Source organism: Streptomyces sp. JK94, from assembly GCF_053613315.1.
Genome location: NZ_JBSICH010000015.1, coordinates 53252 through 69837, shown reverse-complemented (window position 1 = coordinate 69837; position 16586 = coordinate 53252). Strand labels below are relative to the sequence as shown.

Sequence of the window (16586 nt, the reverse complement as noted above, 5' to 3'; positions counted from 1 at the left end):
GCGACCCCTCACAGCTTCATCAGGCTGGCGTCGTCGACCGAGGCCGAGTGGCGGGAACGGAACAGGGACACGATGATCGCGAGCCCGACCACGACCTCCGCGGCGGCGACGACCATCGTGAAGAAGGCGATGATCTGGCCGTCGAGGTTGCCGTGCATGCGGGAGAAGGCGACGAACGCGAGGTTGCAGGCGTTGAGCATCAGCTCGACGCACATGAAGACCACGATCGCGTTGCGCCGGACCAGTACACCGGTGGCGCCGATCGTGAACAGCAGGGCTGCGAGGTAGAGGTAGTTGACCGGGTTCACTTCGACGCCTCCTCCGACCGCTCGAAGTCGGCCGGCTCGACCGCCTTCCGCTCCAGGCGCTCCTCGGCGCGCTGCTCCAGGGCCTTCAGGTCGTCGAGCGCCTCCGCGGACACGTCGCGGATCTGGCCCCGCTCGCGCAGCGTCTTGCTGACGGTGAGCTCGGACGGGGTGCCGTCGGGCAGCAGACCCGCGATGTCGACCGCGTTGTGCCGGGCGTACACGCCGGGTGCCGGCAGCGGCGGCAGGTGCGTGCCCTCGCGGACGCGCTGCTCGGACAGTTCGCGCTGGGTCCTGGCGCGCTCGGTGCGCTCGCGGTGGGTGAGGACCATGGCGCCGACCGCGGCCGTGATGAGCAGGGCACCGGTGATCTCGAAGGCGAAGACGTACTTGGTGAAGATGAGGGACGCGATGCCCTCCACGTTGCCGTTCGCGTTCGCCTGGGCCAGGCCGGTGAACTCCGTGACGGAGGCGTTGCCGATGCCGGCGACCAGCAGGACGCCGAAGCCCAGCCCGCAGAGAAGGGCCAGCCAGCGCTGGCCCTTGATGGTCTCCTTCAGGGAGTCCGCCGCGGTGACACCGACGAGCATCACCACGAACAGGAACAGCATCATGATCGCGCCGGTGTAGACGACGATCTGCACGACGCCGAGGAAGTAGGCGCCGTTGGCGAGGTAGAACACCGCCAGGATGATCATGGTTCCGGCGAGGCAGAGCGCGCTGTGCACAGCCCTCCTCATGAAGACGGTACACAGGGCGCCGATCACGGCGACCGTACCGAGGATCCAGAACTGGACGGCCTCCCCGGTGGAGGTGGAGTAGGCGGCGAGCTGCCCGGTCATCGGCGGATCACCCCCTCCGACGCCGGTTCCTCCTCGCCGAAGGTCGAGGCGGCCTCCTGGACCACCTCTCCCTCGGCGTGGGGGACCTGCCGGACCGTGCCGGGCGCGGCCTCGGTGACCAGGCCCCGGTAGTAGTCCTGCTCGTCCGTGCCCGGGTGGATGGCGTGGGGCGAGTCCACCATGCCCTCCTCCAGGCCGGCGAGCAGCTGCTCCTTGGTGAAGATGAGGTTGGCGCGGCTGGAGTCGGCCAGCTCGAACTCGTTGGTCATCGTCAGCGCGCGCGTGGGGCACGCCTCGATGCACAGGCCGCACAGGATGCAGCGGGCGTAGTTGATCTGGTAGACGCGGCCGTACCGCTCACCCGGCGAGTAGCGCTCCTCGTCCGTGTTGTCCGCGCCCTCCACATAGATGGCGTCGGCGGGACACGCCCAGGCACACAGCTCGCAGCCGACGCACTTCTCTAGGCCGTCCGGATGGCGGTTGAGCTGGTGCCGTCCGTGGAAGCGCGGAGCGGTGGTCTTCTGCTGCTCCGGGTACTGCTCGGTCAGCCGCTTCTTGAACATGGCCTTGAAGGTCACGCCGAAGCCGGCCACGGGATTCTGGAAACCGGGTTGGGTCTCCTTCGGTTCCTCAGCCATCGGACGCCTCCTTTCCATCCGTAGATCCGCCCAGAGATCCGTCACTCTGAGTATCGGGCCCGCCACTGACAATCAGCTCCCGCTCCCGGCGCGGACGGCGTCGCGGCACCGGCGGCAGCTCCTGTCCGGGCATCGGGGGCACGGGGAAGCCGCCGGCCATCGGGTCGAAGGCGGCCGGCTCCTCGACGGGTCCCTCGGCCTGCCTGCCCTTGTCGCGGTACATGTCCACCACGAAGGACAACAGCAGCAGGACCAGGACGCCGCCGCCGATCCAGAGGGCGATGTCGGCGAAGCCGTAGTTCTCGTTCCGCAGGGCCCGTACGGTCGCGACCAGCATCAGCCAGACCAGGGAGACCGGGATGAGGACCTTCCAGCCCAGCTTCATCAGCTGGTCGTAGCGGACCCGGGGGAGGGTGCCGCGCAGCCAGATGAAGAAGAACAGCAGCAGTTGGACCTTGACCACGAACCAGAGGAGCGGCCACCAGCCGTGGTTGGCGCCCTCCCAGAAGGTGCTGACCGGCCAGGGGGCGCGCCAGCCGCCGAGGAAGAGGGTGATGGCGACCGCCGAGACCGTCACCATGTTCACGTACTCGGCGAGCATGAACATCGCGAACTTGATCGACGAGTACTCGGTGTTGAAGCCGCCCACCAGGTCGCCCTCGGACTCCGGCATGTCGAAGGGGGCGCGGTTGGTCTCACCGACCATCGTGACGATGTAGAGGATGAAGGAGACCGGCAGCAGCACGATGTACCAGCGGTCGTTCTGCTGCGCGACGATCTCCGAGGTCGACATCGACCCGGAGTAGAGGAACACCGAGGCGAACGCGGCGCCCATCGCGATCTCGTAGGAGATCATCTGCGCGCAGGACCGCAACCCGCCGAGCAGCGGGTACGTCGACCCGGAGCTCCAGCCCGCCAGCACCATGCCGTAGATCCCGACCGAGGCGACCGCCAGGATGAACAGCATCGCGATCGGCAGGTCGGTGAGCTGCATCGCGGTGCGGTGACCGAAGATCGAGACCTCGTTGCCCGCCGGCCCGAACGGGATCACCGCGATCGCCATGAAGGCCGGGATGGCCGCGACGATCGGTGCGAGGACGTAGACGGCCTTGTCCGCGCGCTTGACGACGACGTCTTCCTTGAGCATCAGCTTGATGCCGTCGGCGAGCGACTGGAGCATGCCCCAGGGACCGTGCCGGTTCGGCCCGATGCGCAGCTGCATCCACGCGACGACCTTGCGCTCCCACACGATGGAGAACAGCACGGTCACCATCAGGAAGGCGAAGCAGAAGACCGCCTTGACGACGACCAGCCACCAGGGGTCCGTGCCGAACATCGAGAGGTCTTCAGCGGCGAGGTACGGACTCATGCCTCCACCTCCTTGGGGGCTGCGCCCGCGAGCGTCGCCGGGCCGATGCGGACGAGGGAGCCGGGCAGGACCCCGGCGTCCGAGGCGACGCCGGCTCCGGCCGAGTTCAGCGGGAGCCAGACCACCCGGTCGGGCATTTCGGTGATCTGCAACGGCAGTTCGACGACTCCGGTGGGGCCGGTCACGGCCAGGAGGTCGCCTTCCTCGACGCCGGCCTCGGCGGCCGTTGCGGCCGACACGCGCGCGTGTGCCGCGTGCCGGGTACCGGCGAGCGCCTCGTCGCCCTGCTGGAGGAGGCCCTGGTCGAGCAGCAGCCGGTGCCCGGCCAGGACCGCTTCTCCGGCGGCCGGCCGCGGCAGCGCACCGGCGGTGTGCAGCGGTTCGGCGGCCCGCGGCCCGGCCCAGGGGCCGAGCCGGTCGATCTCCGCGCGGGTGGTGCGCAGGTCCGGCAGACCCAGGTGCACGTCCATGGCGTCGGCCAGCATCTGGAGCACCCGGGCGTCGGCGGGCGCGAGGCGGCGGGTCATCTGGTCGGGCTTGAGCGCGGCCTCGAAGAAGCGCACCCGGCCCTCCCAGTTGAGGAAGGTTCCGGCCTTCTCGGCGACCGCGGCGACGGGCAGCACGACATCGGCGAGAGCGGTGACCTCGCTGGGCCGCAACTCCAGCGACACCACGAAGCCGGCCTCGGCGAGTGCCGCACGCGCGCGTGCCGGGTCGGGCAGGTCGGCGACCTCCACACCCGCCACCAGCAGCGCCTGGAGTTCACCCCGGGCGGCGGCCTCGACGATCTCGCCGGTGTCGCGGCCGTAGCGGTGCGGGAGGTCGGCCAGGCCCCAGGCCGCGGCGACCTCCTCACGCGCGCGGGGATCGGTCGCCGGGCGCCCGCCCGGCAGCAGCGACGGCAGCGCGCCCGCCTCGACGGCACCGCGCTCACCGGCCCGGCGCGGAATCCACACCAGCCGTGCGCCGGTCGCGGTGGCGGTCCGCACCGCGGCGGTCAGACCGCCGGCCACGGACGCCAGCCGCTCGCCGACGATGATCACGGCACCCTCGGCGCGCAGCGCCTCGGCGGCCCGGGCCCCGTCGTCCGCCAGGCCGGCTCCGCTCGCGAGCGCGTCCAGCCACTCGGTCTCGGTGCCGGGAGCGGCGGGCAGCAGCGTGCCGCCGGCCTTCCCCAGGCCCCGTGTGGCGTGGGTGGCCAGGGAGAAGACCCGCTGCCCGTGCTTGCGCCAGGCCTTGCGCAGCCGCAGGAAGACGCCGGGCGCCTCCTCCTCGGACTCGAATCCGACCAGCAGGACGGCGGGCGCCTTCTCCAGCGCGCCGTACGTGACCCCCGTACCGTCGAGGTCCCGGCCGCGTCCGGCGATCCGGGAGGCCAGGAAGTCCGCCTCCTCGGAGCTGTGCACGCGCGCGCGGAAGTCGATGTCGTTGGTGTCGAGCGCCACGCGCGCGAACTTGCTGTACGCGTAGGCGTCCTCCACGGTGAGCCGGCCGCCGGTCAGCACACCGGTCCGCCCGCGCGAGGCGAGCAGTCCCTGCGCGGCGATCTGCAGGGCCTCCGGCCAGGAGGCCGGCTCCAGGTCGCCCTCGGCGTTGCGTACCAGGGGCGTGGTGAGCCGGTCGCGCTGCTGCGCGTACCGGAAGGCGAACCGCCCCTTGTCGCAGATCCACTCCTCGTTGACCTCGGGCTCGTCGGCCGCGAGCCGCCGCATGACCTTGCCGCGCCGGTGGTCGGTGCGGGTCGCGCAGCCACCGGAGCAGTGCTCGCAGACCGACGGTGAGGAGATCAGGTCGAAGGGACGGGAGCGGAACCGGTAGGCCGCCGAGGTGAGCGCGCCGACCGGGCAGATCTGGATGGTGTTGCCGGAGAAGTACGACTCGAAGGGATCGCCCTCGCCGGTGCCGACCTGCTGGAGCGCGCCCCGCTCGATCAGCTCGATCATCGGGTCGCCCGCGACCTGGTTGGAGAACCGGGTGCAGCGGGCGCACAGCACGCACCGCTCCCGGTCGAGCAGCACCTGCGTGGAGATCGGCACGGGCTTCTCGTAGGTCCGCTTCTTCCCCTCGAAGCGGGAGTCGGCCTGGCCGTGCGACATGGCCTGGTTCTGCAGCGGGCACTCTCCGCCCTTGTCGCAGACCGGGCAGTCCAGCGGGTGGTTGATGAGGAGCAGCTCCATCACACCGTGCTGGGCCTTCTCCGCGACGGGCGAGGTGAGGTGGGTCTTCACCACCATCCCGTCCGTGCAGGTGATGGTGCAGGACGCCATGGGTTTGCGCTGGCCCTCGACCTCGACGATGCACTGGCGGCAGGCGCCGGCCGGGTCGAGGAGGGGGTGGTCGCAGAACCGGGGGATCTCGATGCCGAGCTGCTCGGCGGCCCGGATGACCAGGGTGCCCTTGGGCACGCTGATCTCGGCTCCGTCGATCGTCAGCGATACGAGGTCCTCCGGCGGGACCGCCGCCTCTCCCCCGCCGGAGGGAGCGCTGGTGGTCACGGTCATGCGTTCACCTCCGTACGGTGGTCGGCCCAGGCCGTCGACCTGGCCGGGTCGAAGGGGCAGCCGCGGCCCGTGATGTGCTGCTCGTACTCCTCGCGGAAGTACTTGAGCGAGGAGAAGATCGGCGAGGCGGCGCCGTCGCCGAGGGCGCAGAAGGACTTGCCGTTGATGTTGTCGGCGATGTCGTTCAGCTTGTCGAGGTCGGACATCGCGCCCTTGCCGGCCTCGATGTCGCGCAGCAACTGAACGAGCCAGTACGTCCCTTCTCGGCAGGGCGTGCACTTGCCGCAGGACTCGTGGGCGTAGAACTCGGTCCAGCGGGTGACGGCGCGGACGACGCAGGTCGTCTCGTCGAAGCACTGGAGCGCCTTGGTGCCGAGCATGGAACCCGCGGCGCCCACTCCCTCGTAGTCGAGGGGGACGTCGAGGTGCTCGTCGGTGAACATCGGCGTCGAGGAGCCGCCCGGTGTCCAGAACTTCAGCCGGTGGCCGGGGCGCATGCCGCCGCTCATGTCGAGGAGCTGGCGCAGCGTGATACCGAGTGGCGCCTCGTACTGGCCGGGGCTCGCGACGTGGCCGCTGAGGGAGTAGAGCGTGAAGCCCGGGGACTTCTCGCTGCCCATCGACCTGAACCAGTCCTTGCCCTTGTTCAGGATGGCGGGAACCGACGCGATCGACTCGACGTTATTCACCACAGTCGGGCAGGCATAGAGGCCGGCCACAGCAGGGAAGGGGGGACGGAGCCGCGGTTGACCCCGGCGGCCTTCGAGCGAGTCGAGCAGCGCGGTCTCCTCACCGCAGATGTACGCGCCCGCGCCCGCGTGCACGGTGAGGGTGAGGTCGAGTCCGCTGCCCAGGATGTTCTCGCCGAGGAATCCGGCCGCGTAGGCCTCGCGCACGGCCTCGTGCAACCGCCGCAGCACTGGCACGACTTCACCACGCAGGTAGATGAAGGCATGCGACGATCTGATGGCGTAACACGCGATGACGATGCCCTCGATGAGGCTGTGCGGGTTCGCGAAGAGGAGCGGGATGTCCTTGCAGGTCCCCGGCTCCGACTCGTCGGCGTTGACAACTAGATAGTGAGGCTTGCCGTCCCCCTGGGGGATGAACTGCCACTTCATCCCCGTCGGGAACCCCGCGCCGCCGCGTCCGCGCAGACCGGAGTCCTTGACGTACGCGATCAGGTCGTCCGGCGACATCGCCAGCGCCTTGCGGAGCCCCTCGTACCCCTCGTGCCTCCGGTAGACGTCGAGAGTCCAGGACTCGTCCTCGTCCCAGAAGGCCGACAGCACGGGTGCGAGCAGCTTCTCCGGGCTGGTGCCCTTGATCTCGGCTGCCACGGTCATCACTCCCCCTCCTCGGCGGTAGGCCCTGCCGGGTGGGAAGGGTCGGATGCCGATGTGTCCTGCGGCGCGTCGTGCGAGCTGAGGTGTTCCGCCGGGGACGGGTCGTGCACGTCCCGGGGCGCGTCGTGCGGCCCGCCGTCCCGCGGGTGCACCACGCGCGCGGCGGACGTCTCCCCCTTGGCCAGCTTCAGGCCGACCAGGGAGGCGGGACCCGCGCTGCCGCCGGCCGCGGCGGCGCCGTCCCTCTCGTCGGGGAAGCCCGCCAGAATCCGGGCGGTCTCCTTGAAGGTGCACAGCGGGGCACCGCGTGTGGGCGTGACCGGCCGTCCCGCGCGCAGGTCGTCGACGAGGCCCCGGGCGCTCGCCGGGGTCTGGTTGTCGAAGAACTCCCAGTTGACCATCACGACCGGGGCGAAGTCGCAGGCCGCGTTGCACTCGATGTGCTCCAGGGTGACCTTGCCGTCCTCGGTGGTCCCGCCGTTGCCGACGCCCAGGTGCTCCTGGAGGGACTCGAAGATCGCGTCACCGCCCATGACCGCGCACAGCGTGTTGGTGCAGACCCCGACCTGGTAGTCGCCGCTCGGCCTGCGCCGGTACATGGTGTAGAAGGTGGCGACCGCGGTGACCTCGGCCGTGGTGAGGTCCAGCATGTCCGCGCAGAACTGCATCCCGGTGCGCGTGACGTGTCCCTCCTGCGACTGCACGAGGTGCAGCAGGGGCAGGAGGGCGGACCGGGAGTCCGGGTAGCGGGCGATGATCTCGCGCGCGTCGGTCTCCAGCCGGGCCCGGACGTCGTCCGGGTAGGCGGGCGCGGGCAGTTCCGGCATGCCCAGGCTGACGCCCCGCTCCGAAGAAGAGGTGGTCACCGGTCGACGCCTCCCATCACGGGGTCGATGGACGCCACCGCGACGATGACGTCGGCGACCTGGCCGCCCTCGCACATCGCCGCCATGGCCTGCAGGTTGGTGAAGGACGGGTCGCGGAAGTGGACCCGGAAGGGGCGGGTGCCGCCGTCGGACACGACGTGCACCCCCAGCTCGCCCTTGGGCGACTCGACCGCCGTGTACGCCTGTCCCGGCGGCACGCGGAAGCCCTCGGTGACCAGCTTGAAGTGGTGGATCAGGGCCTCCATGGAGGTGCCCATGATCTTCTTGATGTGGTCGAGGGAGTTGCCCAGGCCGTCCGGCCCCAGGGCGAGCTGGGCGGGCCAGGCGATCTTCTTGTCGGCGACCATCACCGGGCCGGGCTGGAGCCGGTCCAGGCACTGCTCGACGATCCGGAGCGACTGGCGCATCTCCTCCAGCCGGATCAGGAAGCGGCCGTAGGAGTCGCAGGTGTCGGCGGTCGGGATGTCGAAGTCGAACGTCTCGTAGCCGCAGTACGGCTGGCTCTTGCGCAGGTCGTGCGGCAGGCCGGTCGAGCGCAGGACCGGGCCGGTGGCGCCGAGGGCCATGCAGCCGGCCAGGTCGAGGTAGCCGACGTCCTGCATGCGGCCTTTGAAGATGGGGTTCCCGGTGGCGAGCTTGTCGTACTCCGGGAGGTTCTTCCGCATCTTCTTCACGAACTCGCGGATCTGGTCCACCGCGCCGGGTGGCAGGTCCTGGGCGAGTCCGCCCGGGCGGATGTACGCGTGGTTCATCCGCAGGCCGGTGATCAGCTCGAAGATATCGAGTACCAGTTCACGATCGCGGAAGCCGTAGATCATGATCGTGGTGGCGCCCAGTTCCATGCCGCCGGTGGCGATGCAGACCAGGTGGGAGGAGAGCCGGTTCAGCTCCATCAGCAGGACCCGGACGATCGAGGCCCGGTCCGGGATCTGGTCCTCGATGCCGAGGAGCTTCTCGACGCCCAGGCAGTACGCCGTCTCGTTGAAGAACGGCGTCAGGTAGTCCATGCGCGTCACGAACGTGGTGCCCTGCGTCCAGGTCCGGTACTCGAGGTTCTTCTCGATGCCGGTGTGCAGGTAGCCGATGCCGCAGCGGGCCTCGGAGACCGTCTCGCCGTCGATCTCCAGGATGAGGCGGAGCACGCCGTGCGTGGAGGGGTGCTGAGGGCCCATGTTGACCACGATGCGCTCGTCGTCGGCGCGGGCAGCGGACTGGACGACCTCGTCCCAGTCGCCACCGGTGACCGTGTAGACGGTGCCTTCGGTGGTCTCGCGCGCCGAAGCCGCGGACGCTGACTGTGTGCTGCTCACGAGTACGACCTCCGCTGGTCCGGAGCCGGGATCTGGGCGCCCTTGTACTCGACGGGGATGCCGCCGAGGGGGTAGTCCTTGCGCTGCGGGAAGCCCTGCCAGTCGTCCGGCATCATGATCCGCGTCAGGGCCGGGTGGCCGTCGAAGACGATCCCGAAGAAGTCGTAGGTCTCGCGCTCGTGCCAGTCGTTCGTCGGGTAGACGGGGACCAGCGACGGGATGTGCGGGTCGCCGTCGGGGGCGCTGACTTCGAGGCGGATCAGCCGGTTGTGGGTGATCGAGCGCAGGTGGTAGACGGCGTGCAGCTCGCGTCCCTTGTCGTGCGGGTAGTGGACGCCGCTGACGCCGGTGCACAGTTCGAACCGCAGGGCCGGGTCGTCGCGCAGGGTGCGGGCGACGCGGACCAGGTGTTCGCGCTCGATGTGGAAGGTCAGCTCGTCGCGGTCGACGACGGTCTTCCCGATGGCGTTGCCGGGCAGGAGTCCCTGTTCCTCCAGGGCGCCCTCCAGCTCGTCGGCGACCTCGTCGAACCAGCCGCCGTAGGGCCTGCTCGCCGGCCCGGGGAGCCGGATGGAGCGGACCAGGCCGCCGTAGCCGGAGGTGTCGCCGCCGTTGTCGGCGCCGAACATTCCGCGCTGGACGCGGATCTCCTCACCGCCCCGGCCGCGCTGGCCCGGCAGGTTCTCCGCGGACAGGTCCTTCTCGGGGTTGACCCCGTCCGCGTCACCCGCGGTGTTGTTCGCGTCGCTCACCGCAGCAGCCCCTTCATCTCGATCGTGGGCAGGGCCTTGAGCGCCGCTTCCTCCGCCTCCCGGGCCGCCTCCTCGGCGTTCACGCCGAGCTTGGAGCCCTGGATCTTCTGGTGGAGCTTGAGGATGGCGTCCATCAGCATCTCCGGCCGCGGCGGGCAGCCGGGAAGGTAGATGTCGACCGGGACGATGTGGTCGACGCCCTGGACGATGGCGTAGTTGTTGAACATGCCGCCCGAGGAGGCGCAGACCCCCATGGAGATCACCCATTTCGGGTTCGGCATCTGGTCGTAGACCTGCCGCAGCACCGGCGCCATCTTCTGGCTGACCCGGCCCGCGACGATCATCAGGTCCGCCTGCCGCGGTGAGCCGCGGAAGACCTCCATGCCGAAGCGCGCCAGGTCGTAGCGGCCGGCGCCGGTGGTCATCATCTCGATGGCACAACAGGCGAGGCCGAACGTGGCGGGGAAGACGGACGATTTGCGTACCCAGCCCGCGGCCTGCTCGACGGTGGTCAGCAGGAAGCCGCTCGGCAGTTTTTCTTCGAGTCCCATGTCAGAGGCCCCTCAGTCCCATTCCAGGCCGCCGCGCCGCCATACGTACGCGTACGCGACGAAGACGGTGAGCACGAAGAGCAGCATCTCCACGAGCCCGAAAATCCCCAGGGCGTCGAAGGTGACGGCCCAGGGGTAGAGGAAGACGATCTCGATATCGAAGATGATGAAGAGCATCGCCGTCAGGTAGTACTTGATGGGGAAGCGCCCGCCGCCGGCCGGCGTGGGGGTCGGCTCGATGCCGCACTCGTAGGCCTCGAGCTTCGCCCGGTTGTACCGCTTCGGACCGATCAGCGTGGCCATCACCACGGAGAAGATCGCAAAGCCTGCCCCGAGGGCTCCCAGTACGAGGATGGGCGCATACGCGTTCACCGCTCCTCGCTCCTCTCAGTCGGCACTGACTGCTGGCGGTTGCATCGGGCTCACCACAGCCTCAGCAACCCCACGAACCCCGCTCGTCCCAGCGAAGATCGCGAACATGTGAAGCAGGTCACAAGCCCAACTGCCTCGCATCCTATGCCTGCCACTCTGTGATCTGCGACACGGGGTATTGCACAAGCTTTGTGATCTCCACCACCTGACGAAGGATCATGAAGTCGGATGAGCGGTGATCTTCACACAAGAAGCATTCAGTTGATCACGAGAGGTGACATTTTCGATCGTCGCCGCTGGCCAGGAGGCACCGGAGGCGAGTGTCTCCATATCAAGATGCTTCCCTTGCATGCAAATTCGCGCGGGGCGGGATCACTTGATAGAGGGCGCGTTCACACATCAGGGGGAGGGTGGGGCGCGATGTGGACACGTGCGCGCGTTCACGAGTTCCGCGGACCCGGCTCGCACGACACGGACGCGACCGGCGGGGCAACCGTTCCGTGACCTGCGCCACATTCATGAGAGGCGTCTGAAAACCGGGCTTGGCCAACTGCTTCAACAAGTGGTAGGCGCGGGGCAATTCGGGCGTAACGATCAAAGGCCGTGATCACAGGCTGGTTACGACCCGCCCGCAATGTCCGTTAGGGCGCCAATAGGAGGCGACACGCCCGGGATTCGGGACCCGGTTGAACAACTGTGGCGCAGCACACGTTTCTTGTAGGTATGGAGGAGCTCCTGATACCGGTTGTCCCTATGTCCCACACCGCTCACATACGCAGCCACCGGAAGCCCCGCCGCAGCGCGTCGACCATCGCGATGCGGGCCGGAGTTGCCGGTGGCGTCCTCAGCACCCTGGCAGTGGCCGGGGCGTCGGGTTCGGCCAATGCGGCAGAACCGGTGACGCAGACCCTCGAACTGCCCACCCTGACGGCCGACCTGGCCGCTCAGGTCGCCCAGTCCGCGGACGTCACGCAGCAGGCGGCCGCCAGTTACGAGCTGCAGGCCGAGCGTGACGCGGCCGCCGCCAAGGCCGCCAAGAAGGCCGAGGCGGACCTCGCGGAGGCCAAGAAGAAGGCCGCGGAGGAGAAGAAGAAGGCCGAGGAGGCCGCACGCGAGGCGGCCGCCGAGCGTGCCGCGCGCAGCACCGAGCGCGCCACCCTGAGCGCCTCCGTGGACACCGGGTCCTCGGACAGCACGGGCAGCGGCGTGGCCGGCGCCGGCGCCAGCACGTCCACGGCCACCGGTTCCGCCGCCGCGGTCGTCTCGTTCGTGCAGGCCCAGGTCGGCAAGGCGTACGTCTCCGGTGCCACCGGTCCGTCCGCCTACGACTGCTCCGGTCTCGTGCAGACCGCCTTCAAGCAGGTGGGCATCAGCCTTCCGCGCGTCTCCCAGGCCCAGTCGACCGCCGGCACCCAGGTGGGGCTCGACAACCTCCAGCCGGGCGACATCCTGTACTGGGGTGGCGCGGGCAGCGCGTACCACGTGGGCGTCTACGTCGGCGGAGGCATGTTCGTCGGCGCGCAGAACTCCTCCACCGGCGTCGTCAAGGCGTCGCTGTCGTACGACCCGCCGAGTGGCGCGGTGCGCGTCCTGTAGTCGGGCGCCCGTACACATCAGGCATACGAAGGACCGCGGCCGCTCGGGGGCAGCGGTCCTTCGGTCTCCCCTGGCATGCTCGGCGCGGGCTGGTCCCCACCGGCCCGTCCACGAGCCGAAGAAGGAGAGAACGTCATGCCGAGTGTGTTCGTACAGGGGCGGCCCGCCGCCGCCTGCCCCCCGCTCGCGCCGGAGGCCCTGCGCGGGACGGTGCGCCGGGTCACCGAGGTGGGCGAAGAGGTGCTGCACAGGCCCTGCCGGGACGTCACCGAGTTCGGGCCCGACCTCGCCGCACTCATCGACGACATGTTCCGCACGATGTACGTCGCGGAGGGAGCGGGGCTGGCGGCGAATCAGCTGGGCGTCGGTCTGCGCCTGTTCGTCTACGACTGCCTGGACGACGACGGTGTCCGTCATGTCGGGCATGTCGTCAACCCCGTGCTGGAGCCCCGCCGCGCGGCGGCTGCTCGACGAGGGGGAGGGATGTCTGTCGGTGCCGGGTGCCACCATGGCCGTACCGCGGCCCGACCGGGCCGTCGTCCGGGGCTTCGACAGGGACGGCGCCCCGCTCGCCGTCGAGGGCACCGGTTGTTTCGCGCGCTGCCTCGCCCACGAGACCGACCACGTGAACGGCCGGGTCTACCTGGACCGGCTCTCCGCGCGCGACCGGAAGGCGGCGCTGCGGCAGGCGGCGGACCGGCGCGCGGAGGTCCTCGTGCGCCGGGCCGCCAACGCCCGGGCCCTCGACGGGGCCGTCGGGGACCTCACCCGGCCCCGCCCCCCGGCCCAGGGCTGATCAGGCCTTCGGCGCGACCTTGCTCAGTCCGTTGATGATGCGGTCCATCGCGTCGCCGCCCGTCGGGTCCGTCAGGTTGGCGAGCATCTTGAGGGTGAACTTCATCAGGACGGGGTGGGTGAGGCCGCGCTGGGCCGCGATCTGCATGACCTTCGGGTTGCCGATGAGCTTCACGAAGGCGCGGCCCAGCGTGTAGTAGCCGCCGTAGGTGTCCTTCAGGACGCGCGGGTAGCGCTGGAGGGCGATCTCGCGCTGGGCCGGCGTGGCCCGCGCGTGGGCCTGGACGATGACGTCGGCGGCGATCTGGCCGGACTCCATGGCGTAGGCGATGCCCTCGCCGTTGAAGGGGTTCACCAGGCCGCCGGCGTCGCCGACGAGCAGCAGGCCCTTCGTGTAGTGCGGCTGGCGGTTGAAGGCCATGGGCAGGGCGGCGCCGCGGATCGGGCCCGTCATGTTGTCCGGGGTGTAGCCCCAGTCCTCGGGCATGGACGCGCACCAGGCCTTCAGGACCTCGCGCCAGTCGAGTTCCTTGAAGGAGTCGGAGGTGTTCAGCACGCCGAGGCCGACGTTCGAGGTGCCGTCGCCCATGCCGAAGATCCAGCCGTAGCCCGGCAGGAGGCGGTCCTGGGGGCCGCGGCGGTCCCACAGTTCCAGCCAGGACTCCAGGTAGTCGTCGTCGTGGCGGGGCGAGGTGAAGTACGTGCGGACCGCGACGCCCATCGGGCGGTCCTCGCGGCGGTGCAGGCCCATCGCGAGGGACAGGCGCGTGGAGTTGCCGTCGGCGGCCACGACGAGCGGCGCGTGGAAGGTGATCTCCCGCTTCTCCTCCCCCAGCTTGGCGTGCACGCCGGTGATGCGGCCGGTGCGGTCGTCGACGACGGGGGCCGTGACGTTGCAGCGCTCGTGGAGGCGCGCGCCGGCCTTCTGGGCCTGCCGGGCGAGCTGCTCGTCGAAGTCGTCGCGCTTGCGGACGAGTCCGTAGTCCGGGTAGGAGGCGAGATCGGGCCAGTCCAGCTGGAGGCGGGAGCCGCCGCCGATGATGCGCAGGCCCTTGTTGCGCAGCCAGCCGGCCTCCTCGGAGATGTCGATGCCCATCGCCACCAGCTGCTTGGTCGCGCGCGGGGTGAGCCCGTCGCCGCAGACCTTCTCCCGCGGGAAGGCGGTCTTCTCCAGGAGGAGGACGTCGAGTCCGGCCTTGGCCAGGTAGTACGCGGTGGTGGAGCCGGCTGGCCCCGCGCCCACGACGATCACATCGGCGGTGTTGTCGGAGAGGGGCTCGGTCACGGCGGGATCTCCCCAGAGTTCGAAATGTGCGTGCCGACGGGCACTGGACATGGGCAGTCTATTCAGCGTCACCGATCACCCGGCTGAAGGGCTGCCCCGTGAACCGAGCTCTGCCCGTCGTACGGTTGCGCGTCCCCACCGACGAGGACGCCGTCGCCTGGCACCGGATCTTCGACGATCCGGACGTCATGGAGTTCCACGGCGGGAGGTCCGCGGAACTGTCCGTCTACGAGGAGCTCACCGCCCGTCAGCGCCGGCACGACGCCGAACACGGCTTCTGCCTGTGGACCATGGTGGACGAGGAGGGCCGGGTCGTCGGCTTCACCGGCGCCCAGCCGTGGCCGCAGGAGTGGGGGCCCAAGGGCGAGATCGAGATCGGCTGGCGTCTCGGGCGGGCCCACTGGGGCAAGGGGTACGCCACGGCGGCGGCCCGGCAGACGCTGGAGCGGGTGCGTGCCGCGGGCGTGGCGGAGGTGGTCGCGATGGTCAACGCGCGCAACGCCCGGTCCATCGCGGTCACGGAGCGGCTGGGCATGCGGCTCTCCGAGGTCTTCACGACGCCGGCCGACGAGCAGCAGGGGCACTGCTACCGGCTTCCCCTGGGAGCGCCCGCGCCGGCACGGTCGTGAGCACGGGCGCCGGCCGACGGGCCGGACCGGGCGGGGGCGGCCCGCCCCGCGGCGTCTTCCTCAGCTCTCCTTGAAACCGCGGTGCAGCGCCACCACGCCGCCCGTCAGGTTCCGGTACGCCACCTTGGACCAGCCGGCCTTGGCCAGCCGCCGGGCGAGCGCCGGCTGGTCGGGCCAGGCACGGATGGACTCGGCGAGGTAGACGTACGCGTCGGGGTTGGACGACACCGCGCGGGCCACCGGCGGCAGGGCGCGCATCAGGTACTCGGTGTAGACGGTCCGGAACGGCGTCCACGTCGGGTGCGAGAACTCGCAGATGACGACCCGGCCGCCGGGCCGCGTCACCCGGTACATCTCGCGCAGCGCGGCGTCCGTGTCCTGCACGTTGCGCAGCCCGAAGGAGATGGTGACCGCGTCGAAGACGCCGTCCCTGAACGGCAGCCTCGTCGCGTCGCCCGCGGTGAAGGGCAGCCAGGTGTGGCGCTCCTTGCCGACCTGGAGCATGCCGAGGGAGAAGTCGCAGGGGACGACGTAGGCGCCGGTGCGGGCGAAGGGCAGGGAGGAGGTCGCGGTGCCGGCCGCGAGGTCCAGGATCTTCTGCGCGGGGCGGGCGTCGACGGCTCTGGCGACCTCCTTGCGCCACGCCCGGTCCTGGCCGAGCGAGAGCACGGCGTTCGTCAGGTCGTACCGTTCCGCGACGTGGTCGAACATCGAGGCGACTTCGTGCGGCTGCTTGTTCAGGGAAGCGCGGGTCACGGCCCCATTGTTGCAGCACGGGCTCACGGCAGCAGGCGCGGCCTCTTGCGCGCGGCGACGTCCTCCACCCACCCGAACAGCAGGACGAACACGGCGATCAGGACCCAGCCCACCCCCAGCAGGAACCACTGGCTGCCCAGCGGCAGGTACGCCTCGAAGGCGGGCACCTCCCAGAACCGGTCGATCAGCGGAACGGCGGCCATCGGCGCGAGCTCGTGCCAGAGGGAGACCGTGACGGCTCGCGCGTTGAGAACACCCACCGGCCGGTCACCCGCCGCCCGGACACCCACCGGCCTGGCACCTGCCGGCCGGACACCTGCCGGCCGGACACCCACCGGCCGGACACTTACCGGCCGGTCCCTCGCCGGCCGTGCGGGCCCCCGTCGCCGGCCCCGCCCGGCGAAGCCGTTGCCCGGCCGGGCCCTGGCGTACATCAGCAGCGTCACGAACCCGGCCGACCAGAGGGCTTGGGCGAGCGGGATGCCGTCCACGTCGTACGTGCCCGTACTCGGCCCGGTGCGCGAAGGCGTACCAGCCGCCGCAGGCGAGCGCGGCGCGGGACAGACGAGGACCGCGGCCGGCCTCGCACGCCCCAGCACGATCCGCCATGGCTGCCCCCCGCCACCCCCTCCCTGGCAGCCGCCGGCGCCGC

15 protein-coding genes and 3 pseudogenes are annotated in these 16586 nt (G+C 70.2%); 3 read left to right on the top strand and 15 right to left on the bottom strand.

The window, feature by feature from the left end; genetic code table 11:
- Window positions 1–8: 8 nt before the first annotated feature.
- Genes nuoK through ACVV2G_RS14770 form a run of 11 tightly spaced genes read right to left on the bottom strand, consistent with a single transcriptional unit; the run spans window position 9 to window position 10873 of the window.
- Complete coding sequence (gene nuoK, locus ACVV2G_RS14820; protein WP_030401737.1) at window positions 9–308, bottom strand: NADH-quinone oxidoreductase subunit NuoK; 300 nt, start codon at window positions 306–308, stop codon at window positions 9–11.
- A complete protein-coding gene (locus ACVV2G_RS14815; RefSeq protein WP_453843157.1) occupies window positions 305–1147 on the bottom strand; it encodes an NADH-quinone oxidoreductase subunit J in 843 nt (280 codons plus the stop codon). The genes nuoK and ACVV2G_RS14815 overlap by 4 nt, the downstream gene beginning before the upstream one ends.
- Entirely contained in the window at window positions 1144–1785 is a 642-nt protein-coding gene (gene nuoI, locus ACVV2G_RS14810; protein ID WP_453843156.1) for an NADH-quinone oxidoreductase subunit NuoI, read from the bottom strand. The genes ACVV2G_RS14815 and nuoI overlap by 4 nt, the downstream gene beginning before the upstream one ends.
- The gene (gene nuoH, locus ACVV2G_RS14805; protein WP_453843155.1) at window positions 1778–3154 is read right to left on the bottom strand and encodes an NADH-quinone oxidoreductase subunit NuoH; all 1377 of its coding nucleotides are present in this window, start codon (window positions 3152–3154) and stop codon (window positions 1778–1780) included. The genes nuoI and nuoH overlap by 8 nt, the downstream gene beginning before the upstream one ends.
- On the bottom strand, window positions 3151–5655 hold the full coding sequence (locus ACVV2G_RS14800) for an NADH-quinone oxidoreductase subunit G (RefSeq protein ID WP_453843154.1): 2505 nt from the start codon (window positions 5653–5655) through the stop codon (window positions 3151–3153). Before ACVV2G_RS14800 ends, nuoH begins: the two co-directional genes overlap by 4 nt.
- Complete coding sequence (gene nuoF, locus ACVV2G_RS14795) at window positions 5652–7004, bottom strand: NADH-quinone oxidoreductase subunit NuoF (RefSeq protein WP_453843153.1); 1353 nt, start codon at window positions 7002–7004, stop codon at window positions 5652–5654. Before nuoF ends, ACVV2G_RS14800 begins: the two co-directional genes overlap by 4 nt.
- Complete coding sequence (gene nuoE / locus ACVV2G_RS14790) at window positions 7001–7867, bottom strand: NADH-quinone oxidoreductase subunit NuoE (protein WP_453843152.1); 867 nt, start codon at window positions 7865–7867, stop codon at window positions 7001–7003. The genes nuoF and nuoE overlap by 4 nt, the downstream gene beginning before the upstream one ends.
- On the bottom strand, window positions 7864–9198 hold the full coding sequence (locus tag ACVV2G_RS14785; RefSeq protein WP_453843151.1) for an NADH-quinone oxidoreductase subunit D: 1335 nt from the start codon (window positions 9196–9198) through the stop codon (window positions 7864–7866). The genes nuoE and ACVV2G_RS14785 overlap by 4 nt, the downstream gene beginning before the upstream one ends.
- Window positions 9195–9950, bottom strand: a complete 756-nt coding sequence (locus ACVV2G_RS14780; protein ID WP_453843150.1) for an NADH-quinone oxidoreductase subunit C — start codon at window positions 9948–9950, stop codon at window positions 9195–9197. The genes ACVV2G_RS14785 and ACVV2G_RS14780 overlap by 4 nt, the downstream gene beginning before the upstream one ends.
- Complete coding sequence (locus ACVV2G_RS14775) at window positions 9947–10501, bottom strand: NuoB/complex I 20 kDa subunit family protein (RefSeq protein ID WP_005313804.1); 555 nt, start codon at window positions 10499–10501, stop codon at window positions 9947–9949. Before ACVV2G_RS14775 ends, ACVV2G_RS14780 begins: the two co-directional genes overlap by 4 nt.
- A gap of 12 nt (window positions 10502–10513) precedes the next feature.
- The gene (locus ACVV2G_RS14770) at window positions 10514–10873 is read right to left on the bottom strand and encodes an NADH-quinone oxidoreductase subunit A (protein ID WP_003974383.1); all 360 of its coding nucleotides are present in this window, start codon (window positions 10871–10873) and stop codon (window positions 10514–10516) included.
- 753 nt (window positions 10874–11626) lie between these two features.
- On the opposite strand from ACVV2G_RS14770, the gene ACVV2G_RS14765 reads away from it, so the two are divergent.
- The gene (locus ACVV2G_RS14765) at window positions 11627–12469 is read left to right on the top strand and encodes a C40 family peptidase (protein WP_453843149.1); all 843 of its coding nucleotides are present in this window, start codon (window positions 11627–11629) and stop codon (window positions 12467–12469) included.
- A 135-nt stretch (window positions 12470–12604) separates the two neighbouring features.
- Window positions 12605–13265, top strand: a pseudogene (def, locus tag ACVV2G_RS14760) (peptide deformylase).
- On the opposite strand, the gene ACVV2G_RS14755 reads toward def, so the two are convergent.
- Entirely contained in the window at window positions 13266–14600 is a 1335-nt protein-coding gene (locus ACVV2G_RS14755; protein WP_453843148.1) for a geranylgeranyl reductase family protein, read from the bottom strand. It lies immediately after the preceding pseudogene.
- Between the two features lie 47 nt (window positions 14601–14647).
- On the opposite strand from ACVV2G_RS14755, the gene ACVV2G_RS14750 reads away from it, so the two are divergent.
- Complete coding sequence (locus ACVV2G_RS14750) at window positions 14648–15178, top strand: GNAT family N-acetyltransferase (protein WP_453843147.1); 531 nt, start codon at window positions 14648–14650, stop codon at window positions 15176–15178.
- Between the two features lie 60 nt (window positions 15179–15238).
- Here ACVV2G_RS14750 and ACVV2G_RS14745 read toward each other — a convergent pair whose 3' ends face one another.
- The 3 genes and pseudogenes from ACVV2G_RS14745 to ACVV2G_RS14735 all read right to left on the bottom strand — a co-directional run.
- A complete protein-coding gene (locus ACVV2G_RS14745; protein WP_453843146.1) occupies window positions 15239–15934 on the bottom strand; it encodes a demethylmenaquinone methyltransferase in 696 nt (231 codons plus the stop codon).
- 23 nt (window positions 15935–15957) lie between these two features.
- Window positions 15958–16209: pseudogene (locus ACVV2G_RS14740) on the bottom strand (acyltransferase family protein); the annotation flags it as partial.
- Between the two features lie 105 nt (window positions 16210–16314).
- Window positions 16315–16533: pseudogene (locus tag ACVV2G_RS14735) on the bottom strand (acyltransferase family protein); the annotation flags it as partial.
- Between the last annotated feature and the right edge of the window lie 53 nt (window positions 16534–16586).